Here is a 14,367-nt window from a genome sequence, read left to right as displayed (position 1 = left end):
GATAACTAATCTTTAACTATATGTCAAAAGACATCAGAATAAAAAAAGGTTTAGATATAAAATTAGTTGGCGAAGCCGAGAAAACTACCGAAAATGCTATCATTAGCAATTTTTATTATATCAGACCAGAAGATTTCCACAGTATTATCCCAAAACTTGTTGCTAAAGAAGGTACGCATGTCAAAGCAGGTGAAACTTTATTTTATAACAAGGATGTTGAGGATATGAAATTTGTTTCACCAGTATCTGGTGAGATTACAGAAATACAACGTGGGCCAAGACGTCGTATCGACGCTATAAAAATTACTGCAGACAAAGAACAAACCTACGTAGACCATGGTAAGTTTGATATGTCTGTAGATGCAGAAAAAATTAAGGCACATTTGTTAGCTTCAGGATGTTGGGCTTTTATTAAACAACGCCCTTATGATATTGTGGCAAAAGTGAATAGCAAGCCAAAAGGAATTTTTATTTCTGGTTATGCAAGTGCGCCATTAGCAGCCGATTTGGATTATACATTAGCAGGTAAAGAAGCTGAGTTGCAAACTGCAGTTACGGCATTATCTAAGCTTACTGAAGGTAAAGTCCACATTTCAGTCGGTAGTTCCAACTCGCCATTGGCTAATATGGAAAACGCAGTAATACACAAAGTTTCTGGTCCTCATCCTTCTGGAAATGTTGGAACTCTGATAAACAAGGTAGATCCAATAAATAAAGGGGAAGTAGTCTGGACAGTAAATGCGCAAGATTTAGTAATAATAGGTGAGTTATTGTTAACAGGAAGATTTAATGCAGAACGTGTAGTTGCTTTAGCGGGTTCATCTGTTAAGAAGCCTAGATATTTTAGAACAAAAATAGGTTCTGAAGTTGCAACCATGGTTTATGACAATGGTGTAGAAAAAGACGGTAACGACAGAATCATCTCAGGAAATGTATTGACAGGTAAGAAGATAGCACCAGATGGAGCTTTAGATTACTATAGCAATGTGATCACGGTAATTCCAGAAGGTGATGATTATGAATTCTTCGGTTGGAATAAACCAGTATTCAATAAGATTTCAACGTCTAGAGCACTAACTTTTTCTTGGTTAAACCCTAAGAAAAAGTATGACCTAAACACCAATACAAACGGAGAGCATCGTGCATTTGTAGTAACAGGTAGTTATGAAGAGGTTTTCCCTTTAGATATTTACCCAATGCAAATATTAAAAGCCTGTATGTATAGTGATTTAGACGAAATGGAAGCGCTTGGTATGTACGAAGTTGCACCAGAAGATTTTGCTTTAACAGAATTTATTTGTGTGTCTAAACAACCACATCAAAAGATAATTAGAGAAGGATTAGATTTAATGCTTAAAGAAATTGGATAATTATTCATTGAGGAACGAAATGAAAAATATTACAAGATGGGTTTAAAACAAAATTTACACAATTTTAAGGAGAAGAATAAGGACAAAAAGTGGATTCCAGGATTTAATGCCCTTTTTACTTTCTTATACATGCCAAATGAAACCACGCACAATGGTACTCATATAAAGGCTGCAGACGATCTTAAACGTACTATGAATATAGTAATCATGGCTTTAGTACCATGTTTAATATTTGGTATGTTTAATGCTGGTTACCAACACTATTTAGCACAAGGATTAATAGAATCAGCAGATGGATTTTTAGGTGCATCTTTCTGGACTTGGGACAACTTTGTTATTGGTCTATGGAAAGTGTTACCACTTGTAATAGTATCTTATGGTGTTGGTTTGGCTGTTGAGTTTATCTTCGCAATCATTAAAGGACATGAAGTTGAAGAAGGCTACTTGGTAACTGGTATGTTGGTGCCATTAATTGTTCCAGTTGATATTCCATTATGGATGTTGGCTGTAGCTGTAGTTTTTGGAGTCATTATTGGCAAAGAGGTTTTTGGTGGCACAGGTATGAATATCCTTAACCCAGCATTAACTATACGTGCATTTTTATTTTTTGCTTACCCAACGTGGATGTCTGGAGATAAAGTATGGGTGCATGGGGCAGTAGAAAGAGACCAAGCTATTGCTGCTGGTCAGAATTTAGATGCGATTTCAGGAGAGACAATATTAGGCAGCTTGGCTCAAAATAAAGGTACTTTAGGATATGAGTTTTGGGATATGTTTTGGGGATTAATTCCAGGTTCGGTTGGTGAGACTTCAAAATTCTTAATTATCATTGGTGGATTGTTCTTGATCTTTACCAAAATTGGAAGCTGGAGAATCATGTTGAGTACTGTTATTGGTGCTTTGGTGATGGGACTTATTTTTAATGGTGTGGTTGATGCTGGTTGGATTGGTGAGTCTAGTAAATTCTTTGGTTTAATGAGTGTGCCGTTCTGGCAACATTTAATAATAGGTAGTATTTTATTTGGAGCCGTATATATGGCAACAGATCCAGTTACTGCCGCACAAACTAATAAAGGCAAGTGGATTTACGGTTTCTTAATTGGTTTTATATCAATTATGATTCGCGTATTTAACCCAGCATATCCAGAAGGTGTTTTCTTAGCAATCTTATTAATGAATGTATTTGCACCGACTATTGACCACTATGTGGTACAAGGAAATGTGAAGAAAAGAATGAAACGTGTTAAAGTTAAAACAGCATAAACATGGCACTTAATACAGAAAAAAATTCATACACAGTAATATTCGCCATCGGAATGGTTGTCATTGTAGGTGCACTATTAGCATATGTGGCGTCTACACTAAGACCAACAATATCAGAAAATGAGCGTTTGGAAAAGCAGCAGAATATTCTTTACGCCATGGGTGTAAATAATAATGAAGGCTCTAGTGCAGTTTTTGTGTCTACAGATATAGCACCTGAAGAATTCAAAAAAAATATTACAGAGCAATTAGTTATCACGGTTGATGCCAATGGTAAAGTTTTAAAAAGTCAAACACGTGATGAATATATGGCTGAAAACAGTAACAGAGAGCCATACCTTATAGACATCAAAAAGCAGAAATCCAACGCTAAGGATGGGGAACCAAGACAATTACCACTTTTTGTAGGGAATAAAGATGGAAAAAAAGTTTATGTAGCTCCAATTTACGGTAAAGGATTATGGGATGCTATTTGGGGATATGTTGCTATGGATGAGAATATGGTAGTTAAAGGTGCATACTTTGATCACAAAGGTGAGACACCTGGTTTAGGTGCTAATATTAAGCAACGTTTCTTTATGGATGATTTTTACGGAGAACATTTACTTTCAGAAGCAGGTGTGTTTAAAGGTATTACTGTTGCTAAAGGAAATGCAGATCCAAAAAACGAAAATAAAACAGATAATGAGGTGGATGCTATAGCTGGTGCTACAATTACTGGCGATGGTGTAACGGCAATGATTAAGAGTGACCTTAAATTATATGTGCCTTACTTTAAATCTTTAAAAAAGCAATAGAACATGGGAAAAGACAGTAGATTAATATTAGACCCATTAGCAGATAATAACCCAATTACAATTCAGGTATTAGGTATTTGTTCTGCTCTCGCAATTACTGCAGAGTTAGAAGCATCAATTGTGATGTCTATCTCTGTACTATTTGTACTAGGTGTAGGTAATGTTGTTATCTCTTTGATGCGAAATATTATTCCTTCAAAAATTAGAATTATTGTACAGCTGATAGTGGTTGCTACACTTGTAATTATAGTAGACTTAGTTTTAAAAGCCTTTGCATATGAGCTAAGCAAAACGCTCTCGGTCTTTGTAGGATTGATTATAACTAACTGTATTATTATGGGGCGTTTTGAAGCGTTTGCATTAGGAAATGGACCTTGGAGATCGTTCTTGGATGGTATTGGCAATGCATTAGGTTATGGTATTATACTTGTAATTGTAGGATTCTTCAGAGAGTTATTAGGGTCGGGTACTTTATTAGGTTTCCCTGTATTGGGTGACCCAATTGACAAGACAGGTTTATATGCTTTAGGCTATGAGAATAACGGTTTTATGTTACTGTCACCAATGGCACTAATAGTAGTGGGTATTATTATTTGGGTACAACGTACTAAAAACAAAGCATTAATAGAAGATTAAATAGTAATGAGATGTTAGATATGAGACTTGAGATTTCTCAATACTAGCTGCTCAAAACTCAATACTAAATACAAAATGGAACACATAGAATTATTTTTCAAATCAATTTTTATAGATAATATGGTATTTGCCACGTTCTTAGGGATGTGTTCTTACCTTGCCGTATCTAAAAAAGTATCAACAGCTGTTGGCCTTGGAGCTGCAGTAATATTTGTATTAGCCATTACGGTACCTTTAAACTGGTTATTGGATCAGTATATTTTGCAGCCAGGAGCATTATCTTGGTTAGGTGAAGAGTATGCAAGCTATGACTTAAGTTTCTTATCATTCATTATGTTTATCGCTACCATTGCAACAATGGTACAGCTTGTAGAAATTGTAGTTGAGAAATTTTCGCCTTCACTATACAACTCTCTAGGTATATTCTTACCACTAATTGCTGTAAACTGTGCCATCTTAGGTGGTTCTTTGTTCATGCAATCTAGAGAGATTCCAACTCTAGGTTTATCTGCGGTATATGGTATAGGTTCAGGTATAGGTTGGTTTTTGGCAATTTTAGCTATCGCGGCCATTAGAGAGAAAATAAGATATAGTAATGTACCTCCAGCATTAAGAGGTTTAGGTATTACATTCATTATAACAGGACTTATGGCCATAGGATTTATGAGTTTTGGTGGAATGTTAACAGGAGGTGATGATCAAGGAAAGACAGAAGATAAATCAGCTGTTATTGAGGTGATTAAAGAAGACGTGAAACAAAAAGAAGTTAAGGTTGAGCCCGACTTAGAATTAGCAGAAAATACAAACAAGTAATTGATGAGCATGATGATATTATTAGCCGCAAGTACACTCGGAACTGTAATAGCAACTGTTGGAGCCTTTTTATTGGTAACATTGTTATTAGTAGCATTATTATTAGTTGTAAAACAAAAACTATCACCTTCTGGTCCTGTAAAGATTAAGATTAATGGTGAAAAGGAAATCGAAGTTGCTTCGGGAGGAACTTTACTGTCTACATTAGGTAACAATAAAATTTTCCTACCATCTGCTTGTGGTGGTGGTGGAACTTGTATTCAATGTGAGTGCCACGTACTAGCTGGTGGTGGTGAGGCATTGCCTACAGAAACTCCGCACTTCTCTAGAAAAGAATTGCAACATGGCGCTCGCTTAGCATGTCAGGTTAAGGTGAAACAAGACATGGAAATCACTATTCCTGAAGAAGTTTTTGGAATTAAAAAATGGGAAGCAACCGTAGTGCGTAACTATAATGTTGCATCTTTTATTAAGGAGTTTGTTGTTGAGATTCCTGAGGATATGAATTATAAAGCAGGTGGTTACATCCAAATTGAAATTCCGCCATGCGAAATTAAATATTCAGATATCGACATTACTGCGCATCCAGAAGAACACGAAACTCCTGATAAGTTTCAGGCGGAGTGGGATAAATTTGGTCTCTGGCCTTTAGTAATGAAAAACAATGAAACTGTAGAGCGTGCTTATTCCATGGCTTCCTATCCTGCAGAAGGTAGAGAGATTATGCTTAACGTACGTATTGCAACTCCACCTTGGGATCGTTCTAAAAACCAATGGATGAATGTAAACCCTGGTGTGGCCTCATCATACATTTTTGCGCAGAAGCCAGGTGATAAAGTTATTATTTCTGGACCTTATGGTGAGTTCTTCATCAATGAGTCTGACAGTGAAATGCTTTATGTAGGTGGCGGTGCTGGTATGGCTCCAATGCGCTCACATTTATATCATCTTTTTAAAACCTTAAAAACTGGTCGTAAAGTAACATATTGGTACGGAGGTAGGTCTAAGCGCGAGTTATTCTATTTAGAGCATTTTAGAGCCTTAGAAAAAGACTTTCCTAATTTTAAATTCTATTTAGCATTATCAGAGCCTCTAGAAGAAGATAACTGGAAAGTTAAAAAAGATATTAACGATGAAGAAGGTGATGGTTTTGTTGGCTTTATTCACAATTGTGTTATAGATAACTATCTAAAGCATCATGATGCACCTGAAGATATAGAATTGTATTTCTGTGGACCACCATTAATGAATCAAGCTGTTCAAAAAATGGGAGAAGATTTCGGTATCCCAGATGAACATATTAGATTCGATGACTTTGGTGGGTAAACACTAAAGTACACTATAAATAAAATCCTATTCAGAATTATTTTGAATAGGATTTTTTGTTTGTATTTATGTTTCTTTAATACATCCAATACTAAGATTATTATAACAGTTCTTTAATTATTTACTTCGTATCTTTGCTATTTAGAAAATGGAAAGTGAATGGAAACCAAAGTTGCTTCAAATATACTGCCAGAGCGCAAACCTAAATGGCTAAGGGTTAAGTTACCTACTGGAAAAAAATATACAGAACTAAGAAGTTTAGTAGATAAGTATAAATTAAACACTATTTGTACTTCTGGAAGTTGTCCAAATATGGGAGAATGTTGGGGAGAAGGTACTGCAACTTTTATGATTTTAGGTAACATTTGCACACGCTCTTGTGGGTTTTGTGGTGTTAAGACAGGTCGACCAGAAACTTTGGATTGGGATGAACCAGAGAAAGTAGCACGTTCAATAAAGCTCATGCAAATTAAACATGCGGTTTTAACAAGCGTAGACAGAGATGATCTAAAAGACATGGGAAGCATTATGTGGGCAGAAACAGTTAAGGCTGTTAGACGAATGAATCCTGAAACTACCCTAGAAACATTAATTCCAGATTTTCAAGGCATAGAAAGACACATCGATAGAATTGTTGAAGTAACTCCAGAAGTTGTTTCGCACAATATTGAAACCGTGCGTCGCTTAACCAGAGAAGTGCGCATACAAGCAAAGTATGACCGTAGTATGGGTGTTTTAAAATATCTAAAGCAGCAGGGACAGCGCAGAACCAAATCAGGAATAATGTTGGGCTTAGGAGAGACAAGAGAAGAAGTTATTGAAACACTTCACGACCTTAGAGCTAATGATGTAGATGTGGTTACTATTGGTCAGTATCTACAACCAACAAAAAAGCATTTGCCTGTACAAAGATTTATAAATCCAGATGAATTTGATGAATATAAGGCAATCGGATTAGAATTAGGGTTTAGACATGTTGAAAGTAGTGCGCTAGTGAGATCTTCATACAAGGCTCAGAAACATATCAATTAATGATTAGGGTAGCTATAAATGGATTTGGTAGAATAGGCCGACGTGTTTTTAGATTAGCGCTAAATAATCCCAATATTGAAATTATTGCTATAAACGATTTAGCAGATGCCAAAACACTTAGTCATCTTCTTAAATATGATAGCATTCATGGTGTGCTTCCTAATGATGTGTCTTTTGATACAGATAATATTGTAGTAGATGGAATTTCCATTCCTTTATTTAATGAAAGTCACCCTAAGGCAATAAATTGGAAAAGTGTTCATCCAGATATCGTTATTGAATCTACAGGAAAGTTTAAAACTAAATCAGAGCTTCTAAATCATATTTATAATGGTGCTAAACAGGTGATATTGTCTGTTCCTCCAGTAGAAGATGATATCAAAACCATAGTTTTAGGCGTTAATCATAATAGCTTAGAAGGTACAGAATATATCGTATCTAATGCGTCCTGTACCACAAATAATGCTGCACCTATGATAGCATTAATCAAAGAACATTTTGGTATCAAACAAGCATACATTACTACTGTACACTCTTATACTACGGATCAAAGCCTTCACGATCAACCGCATAAAGACCTAAGACGCGCAAGAGCTGCAGGTCAATCTATTGTGCCAACTACAACAGGAGCAGCCAAGGCTTTAACTAAAATTTTTCCAGACTTATCCAATGTTATAGGTGGTTGCGGCATTAGAGTTCCTGTTGCAAATGGATCACTTACAGATATAACTATCAATGTCGAAAGAGATACAACCATAGAAGAAGTGAATTCTATTTTCAAGGAAGCTTCTCAAAGCTTATTGAAAGGCATTTTAGAATATACGGAAGACTCAATAGTTTCAATAGATATCGTAGGTAATCCACACTCATGTATTTTCGATTCTCAGATGACTTCTGTTATCGGAAACATGGTAAAAATAGTGGGCTGGTACGACAATGAAACAGGCTACAGTTCAAGAATTTTAGATTTAATTTGCAATTTATCGGACAAAAAAGCACTTTTATCGAATAAATAATTATATTTGTTGAAATAAATAGAGCTGAAATGTCCCGAATCAAATATCACATATTTGTTTTTTTAGCATGTTTTTCAAGTTTGCTTTTCTCACAACAGGGGGTCGTAGAAGATGCAGATATGCTTGCTTTACGTTTTGAGGAACGTATTAATCAAGCAAAATTAGAGAGCGATAGAGGTGATTATTATAATGCTTTAAGCAATCTTGACAAAGCTTATGAGATTGCAACTACTATTGAAGACAAAATAAGTCAAGGAACAACACTTACTAAAATTGCCAGGGTACGTTACTTAGTTGGTGAAACCGATAAGGGCAATGTGGCACTTGGGAAAGCAATACAGATACAACGCGAAAACAACGACTACGGAAATCTTGCCGTTAGTTATAACATTCAAGGTGTTGTTTATAGTACCAACGAAAAGTATGAACTTGCCTTAGATTATTACAAATCTGCTCGAAACTTGTTTGAGCAAGAAGATTTGGAAGAATACATTTCTGAGGTTACCTTAAATGAAGCAAAAGCTTATATAGCACTTGGTAGATATGAAGAAGCTAAAACACAGTTAGAAAAGACGATTATCATTGCCAAAAAGTATGAACAAAAGAGAGTTTTAAGTAGTGCGTTAATTCAATCTGGTAAAGTATCGAGCGCTCTTAACAATAATGACTTGGCTTTGTCCCAGGTAGAAGAAGGACTTTCTATTGCAAGTGCATACAATATTATTGAAAATATTAATGAAGCTTATTTTACATTAAGTGATATACACAAAAAAAGAGGTGACTATAAAAGTTCTTTAGAGAATATAACCAAGCATTTACGTCTTTCAGATTCGATATTAAATGTTAAGCGAGAGAACTTATCACCAGGAATTTCAAGTCAATTTATCAATAAATATAAAGATGACCAGAATGCCCAATTAAAAGCTCAAATAGACGAAGTAAGTGCAGAAAGTAACTTTACAAGAATAACGACAATCTTAAGTATTGCTTTAATTACAATCCTTTCGTTACTAACCTTATCACTTTACAAAAACAATAACATTAGGTTAAAAACTAACAATATGCTTCACAAAAAAAATGATGAGCTTATTGTTGCTAAAGAAAAAGCTGAGCTCGCCTCAAAAACAAAAGCTAACTTTTTATCTACTGTAACCCATGAGTTGAGAACTCCATTATACGCAGTTACAGGGTTGACCAATATGTTGTTGGATGAAAACCCTAAGGAACATCAAATACCACATTTAAAATCGCTAAAGTTTTCAGGGGATTATTTGTTAACATTTATCAATGATATTCTTCAAATCAATAAAATTGAAGCGAATAAAGTTGAACTCGATCCTGAGATATTCAACCTTAAAAATAAAATAGAAAATGTAATGTCTGCCCTAGGCAATTCTGCTAAAGATAATGGCACAAAATTACATTTTGACTATGAAGATGGGTTGCCAGAGACATATAACGGTGACCAATTAAAGATTTCCCAAATCTTAATTAACCTACTTGGTAATGCCATTAAATTCACAAAAGATGGTGACATCTGGGTAAGAGCGTACAAAATTGACCAAAAGGATAATAAGTACACCTTACGTTTCGAAATTGAAGATAATGGTATTGGTATTACAAAAGAGAAACAAGATCAAATGTTTGAGAGCTTCTCCCAAGGCTCTGTGCAGATTAACCGCAAATATGGCGGCACAGGTCTTGGTTTGTCTATTGTAAAAGGACTTATCAAAATTCTTAAAGGTAAAATCTATTTGAAGAGTGAACTTGGAAAAGGCACAACATTCTTCTTTGAGATTCCATTAGAGAAAGCTGACAAAGTTGACACACCAACAGTAGAAGAAACTAAACAATCAAATAGGATGGAAGATTTGGATCTAAGCAATGTTAAGATTTTAATTGTCGAGGACAATAAAATCAACCAGATGATAACCAAAAAGATTCTCAATAAAATGGGACTTTATTGTGATGTGGTTGACAATGGTGAAGCAGCCGTAGAACAAGTGAAATCAACAGATTATAATGTTGTTTTAATGGATATTCACATGCCAGGTATCAGCGGTTTAGAGGCTACTAAGATTATTAGAACTTTCAATAAGGATTTAGTCATCTTTGCACTAACGGCTGTTACTCTAGAAGATAAAATGCATGAGTTTGGTGAAGCTGGATTTAACGATATTATTTCTAAGCCATTCAAGCAAGAAGATTTTGAAGGAAAGTTATATGATGTGCTTTCCGGTAAGGAAGTGGTATCTAGTTTCTTTTAATCTACAAAAGATGTAATAGCACCATCAAAAACGTCTTTTTTATCAATTGTTATTTCTATCGGAAGATAAAATAACTTTGATTTCAAATTTTCATTATCAACCAACCTAACGTAATCCTTTTCAGTTGTTATAATCAAATCTTTTTTTGCCAATTCTTCTATATCGTTTGGTCTAAAACTATAATGATCAGGATACTCCAAATGATCAAACTTTAATCCCTTATTAATTAGAAAATCAACCAAAGGCATTGCATTGGCAATACCAGTTACAAGTGTAAATTTTGGTAAAGATTCTAATATCATTTCAGAATCTGTGGAAAACACCTTTTCGGCATAGTCTATGGAGCTAAAAACAAGTTGTTGGTATGGTTCTATTTTAAGTTTTTGGAAAATTTTGTTTTTTTCGTTTTCAGTAATACCAGAAGGGCATTTAGTCACAACAATAATATCAGCACGTTTGGCACCAGATCTAGGTTCTCGCAAGTTGCCAGTTGGCAAAACAATGTCATCACTATAAAGCTTATAATAAGCTGTCAATAATATATTAAAGCCAGCTTTTACCTTTCTGTGTTGGTAGGCATCATCTAGGAGAATAACATCTGGTTTGTCCTCTAATGATAATAGTTGTGCTATACCATTTTGACGGTTTCCATCAACAGCAACTTTTATATCCTTAAATTTTCTGTAAAATTGATAAGGTTCATCGCCTATGGTATCTGTAGTAGCACCTTGGTCAGCTAGCTCATAGCCTTCAGTTATACGTTTATAGCCTCTGCTAAGGGTAGCAACGGATTTTTCGTCCTTTAATAACCGAATCAAATACTCAATCATTGGTGTTTTTCCGGTACCTCCAGTACTAAGGTTGCCAACACAGATGATAGGAATATCATACGATTTTGAAGACTTAATACCTTTATCGTATAGCCAATTCCTAAGCCAGGTTACAATAAAATAAATCGGTACAATAGGAAATAATATGATACGGATAAATTTCATGAGCACTAAAATATATTATTTTTGAAACAAATATGCACTTATGACAGTACAAGATGTAATAAATCAACTACACGATTTAGCACCTCTAAGCTACGCTGAAGATTTTGATAATGTAGGTCTTCTGGTTGGAGACAAAAATCAAACAGTTTCAGGTATCTTGGTTACTCTAGATACACTTGAAGCCGTTGTTGATGAAGCTATCGAAAAAAATTGCAATCTCATTGTTAGTTTTCACCCAATAATATTTAAAGGTTTAAAAAAGCTTACTGGTAAGACCTATGTAGAACGTGTGGTGATAAAAGCCATTCAAAATAATATTGCCATTTTTTCAATTCATACAGCATTAGATAATGCATTTCAAGGTGTAAATTCCATAATCTGTGATCAGTTAGAATTACAGAATAAAAAGATTTTAATTCCACAATCAGGCACACTAAAAAAGTTGCAAACCTACATACCTAATGAAAAAGCAGATGAATTAAGGATAGCCTTATTTGCAGCTGGTGCTGGTAATATAGGTAATTACGATTCTTGTAGTTTCAATCTTGAAGGCAAAGGAACCTATAGAGGTAACGAAGAGTCAAATCCAACACTTGGAAAAAAAGGTGAACTACATACCGAAAATGAAACTCTTATTTCAGTAGTATTTGCAAAACATCTTGAATCTAAAGTATTAAAAGCGCTCTTCAGCACTCATCCATATGAAGAAGTGGCTTATGAAATTACCACACTAGATAATACCAATCAATATATAGGAATGGGAATGATAGGTGAGCTTAAAATTGAGATGGATGAGATTGAATGTCTAAAATATATAAAGCAAAAAATGAATACTGAATGTATTAGACATTCAAAATTATTAGATAAACCTATTAAGAAAATCGCAATTTTAGGTGGCTCAGGTAGTTTTGCCATTGGCGCTGCTAAAGCTGCCGGTGCTGATCTTTTAGTAACTGCTGATCTTAAATATCATGACTTTTTTAGTGCGGAAAATAACATTGTATTGGCAGATATTGGTCATTATGAGAGCGAACAGTTCACAAAATCATTTTTAGTAGACTATCTCTCGAAAAAAATTACTAATTTTGCAGTCGTTTTATCAAAGACAAATACAAATCCGGTAAAGTATTTATAATTATGGCGAAAAAAGCTGAAGCTACTGTAGAAGAGCGTTTAAGAGCGCTTTATGATTTACAGTTAATTGACTCTAGAGTAGATGAAATAAGAAACGTTAGAGGTGAACTTCCTTTAGAAGTTAGAGATTTAGAAGATGAAGTAGAAGGGTTGAATACCAGACTAGAGAAATTAAACGATAGCCTTGCTGTTATAGATGATGAGATTAAAGGAAAGAAAAATCTAATCGAAGAAGCTAAATCTTTAATCAAAAAGTACAGTGAGCAACAAAATAATGTTAGAAATAACAGAGAATATAATTCATTAACTAAAGAGATTGAATTTCAAGAATTAGAAATTCAGCTTGCTGAAAAGCATATTAAAGAATTTAAAGCTCAAATAGAGCAGAAAAAGGAAGTTATTTCTGAAACTAAAGAGCGATTAAAAGATCGTAAAGAGCACCTTAAGCATAAAAAAGGTGAGTTAAATGCTATCTTAAAAGAGACTGAAAAAGAAGAAGAAGCACTTTTAGAAAAATCTGAAGAGTATCAAAATAAAATCGAAGAGCGCTTAGTAAAAGCGTATCTCAGAATAAGAAATAATGTAAAGAATGGTTTAGCCGTTGTGCCAATTGAGCGTGGAGCTTCAGGTGGTTCTTTCTTTACTATTCCACCTCAGATTCAAGTGGAAATAGCTTCTCGTAAAAAAGTAATCACTGACGAGCACAGTGGTCGTATTTTGGTAGATGCTGCTTTGGCAGAAGAAGAAAAAGAAAAAATGGATAAGTTATTTGCTAAACTAGCAAAGTAATTACCATTAAACAATAATAAAAAGTCCTCATAAATTTGTGAGGACTTTTTTTATTTAATAAAACTTTAAAAGATTTCTTTTTAAGGAATTGTATTTTTATACGTCTATAGAAAAAGAAAAAAGAAAGTCATGAAATACCCAGAAAAAGAATATGCGAACTAACGAAAATGATAAATTGGGTATTCCATCTGACCTTAAAAAACAAATAAATATTAGCAAATGAAAAAGTTACTAATAATTTTAAGCATAAGTCTTTGCTTTAGTTGCCATAATCAGGCTCAAACCAATTCTAAACAACAAGAAATCATCAACGCAGAACCTGTAGAGGTTCCAATGGAAGATGGGAAAGCAAAAGCCTACTTTGCAAGCGGTTGTTTTTGGTGTGTAGAAGCGATTTACCAAAGTGTAAAAGGTGTTGAAGAAGTTTACAGTGGTTTTTCAGGTGGTCATACCGATGACATTACCTATGAAAAAAGCCATTCAGGCACTACGGGACATGCAGAAGCTGTTGAGGTCATTTACGATCCGGAAGTAGTGAGTTTTTCTACGTTGGTCGACGTTTATTTTGGATCTCAAAACCCAACACAAGTTAATGGTCAAGGACCAGATAAAGGACCGCAATACCGCTCAATCATATTCTATCAAAATGATGAGCAAAAGAAAATTATAGAAGACAAGAAAGCGGCATTGGCTAAAGAGTTGGATGCAACAATAGCTGCGGAGGTATATCCATTCTTAAAATTTTATAAGGCTTCGGATTATCATCAGGATTTTGAAAAACGTAATCCTAACCAAAGCTATGTTAGAGCCGTTTCTATACCACGATTAAATCGTTTTAAGGCAAAATTTCCTGAGTTACTAAAGGATGAAGAGAAATACTAAAAGCACTAATTAAGTATCTATTAAAAAACTTAAAATCTGTCATTCTG

Annotated in this window: 13 protein-coding genes; 12 read left to right on the top strand and 1 reads right to left on the bottom strand. The window is 34.6% G+C overall.

Annotation, left to right across the window (positions count from 1 at the left end):
- Positions 1-20: 20 nt before the first annotated feature.
- The 9 genes from ACPX19_RS02520 to ACPX19_RS02480 all read left to right on the top strand — a co-directional run bounded on the left by ACPX19_RS02520 (position 21) and on the right by ACPX19_RS02480 (position 10,520).
- On the top strand, positions 21-1,370 hold the full coding sequence (locus ACPX19_RS02520) for a Na(+)-translocating NADH-quinone reductase subunit A (protein ID WP_426431290.1): 1,350 nt from the start codon (positions 21-23) through the stop codon (positions 1,368-1,370).
- Between the two features lie 36 nt (positions 1,371-1,406).
- Positions 1,407-2,633, top strand: a complete 1,227-nt coding sequence (locus tag ACPX19_RS02515; protein WP_426431288.1) for an NADH:ubiquinone reductase (Na(+)-transporting) subunit B — start codon at positions 1,407-1,409, stop codon at positions 2,631-2,633.
- Between the two features lie 2 nt (positions 2,634-2,635).
- A complete protein-coding gene (locus ACPX19_RS02510; protein ID WP_426431287.1) occupies positions 2,636-3,430 on the top strand; it encodes a Na(+)-translocating NADH-quinone reductase subunit C in 795 nt (264 codons plus the stop codon).
- 3 nt (positions 3,431-3,433) lie between these two features.
- Positions 3,434-4,066 (top strand): NADH:ubiquinone reductase (Na(+)-transporting) subunit D, encoded by a 633-nt coding sequence (locus tag ACPX19_RS02505; protein ID WP_426431286.1) that lies wholly within the window; start codon positions 3,434-3,436, stop codon positions 4,064-4,066.
- A 75-nt stretch (positions 4,067-4,141) separates the two neighbouring features.
- The gene (gene nqrE, locus ACPX19_RS02500) at positions 4,142-4,879 is read left to right on the top strand and encodes an NADH:ubiquinone reductase (Na(+)-transporting) subunit E (RefSeq protein WP_426431284.1); all 738 of its coding nucleotides are present in this window, start codon (positions 4,142-4,144) and stop codon (positions 4,877-4,879) included.
- 15 nt (positions 4,880-4,894) lie between these two features.
- Positions 4,895-6,205 (top strand): NADH:ubiquinone reductase (Na(+)-transporting) subunit F, encoded by a 1,311-nt coding sequence (gene nqrF / locus ACPX19_RS02495; protein ID WP_426432418.1) that lies wholly within the window; start codon positions 4,895-4,897, stop codon positions 6,203-6,205.
- A 159-nt stretch (positions 6,206-6,364) separates the two neighbouring features.
- Entirely contained in the window at positions 6,365-7,237 is an 873-nt protein-coding gene (lipA, locus tag ACPX19_RS02490; protein WP_426431283.1) for a lipoyl synthase, read from the top strand.
- Entirely contained in the window at positions 7,237-8,253 is a 1,017-nt protein-coding gene (gap, locus tag ACPX19_RS02485) for a type I glyceraldehyde-3-phosphate dehydrogenase (protein WP_426431281.1), read from the top strand. The genes lipA and gap overlap by 1 nt, the downstream gene beginning before the upstream one ends.
- A 29-nt stretch (positions 8,254-8,282) precedes the next feature.
- Entirely contained in the window at positions 8,283-10,520 is a 2,238-nt protein-coding gene (locus tag ACPX19_RS02480) for an ATP-binding protein (protein ID WP_426431280.1), read from the top strand.
- Here ACPX19_RS02480 and lpxK read toward each other — a convergent pair.
- Positions 10,517-11,515 carry a tetraacyldisaccharide 4'-kinase gene (lpxK, locus tag ACPX19_RS02475; RefSeq protein ID WP_426431279.1) on the bottom strand — a complete coding sequence of 333 codons (999 nt, stop codon included), beginning with the start codon at positions 11,513-11,515 and terminating at the stop codon, positions 10,517-10,519. The genes ACPX19_RS02480 and lpxK overlap by 4 nt on opposite strands.
- A 40-nt stretch (positions 11,516-11,555) precedes the next feature.
- Here lpxK and ACPX19_RS02470 point away from each other — a divergent pair, with 40 nt between their 5' ends.
- From ACPX19_RS02470 to msrA, 3 genes are all read left to right on the top strand, one after another.
- Positions 11,556-12,650 (top strand): Nif3-like dinuclear metal center hexameric protein, encoded by a 1,095-nt coding sequence (locus tag ACPX19_RS02470; protein WP_426431278.1) that lies wholly within the window; start codon positions 11,556-11,558, stop codon positions 12,648-12,650.
- 2 nt (positions 12,651-12,652) lie between these two features.
- The gene (locus ACPX19_RS02465; RefSeq protein WP_426431277.1) at positions 12,653-13,438 is read left to right on the top strand and encodes a zinc ribbon domain-containing protein; all 786 of its coding nucleotides are present in this window, start codon (positions 12,653-12,655) and stop codon (positions 13,436-13,438) included.
- 219 nt (positions 13,439-13,657) lie between these two features.
- Positions 13,658-14,320, top strand: coding sequence for a peptide-methionine (S)-S-oxide reductase MsrA (gene msrA / locus ACPX19_RS02460; protein ID WP_426431276.1), 663 nt, complete (start codon positions 13,658-13,660; stop codon positions 14,318-14,320).
- Positions 14,321-14,367 lie beyond the last annotated feature (47 nt).

It is taken from the genome of Winogradskyella sp. HB-48, from assembly GCF_049942685.1.
Classification (GTDB): domain Bacteria; phylum Bacteroidota; class Bacteroidia; order Flavobacteriales; family Flavobacteriaceae; genus Winogradskyella.
This window is presented reverse-complemented; position numbering and strand designations above follow the sequence as displayed.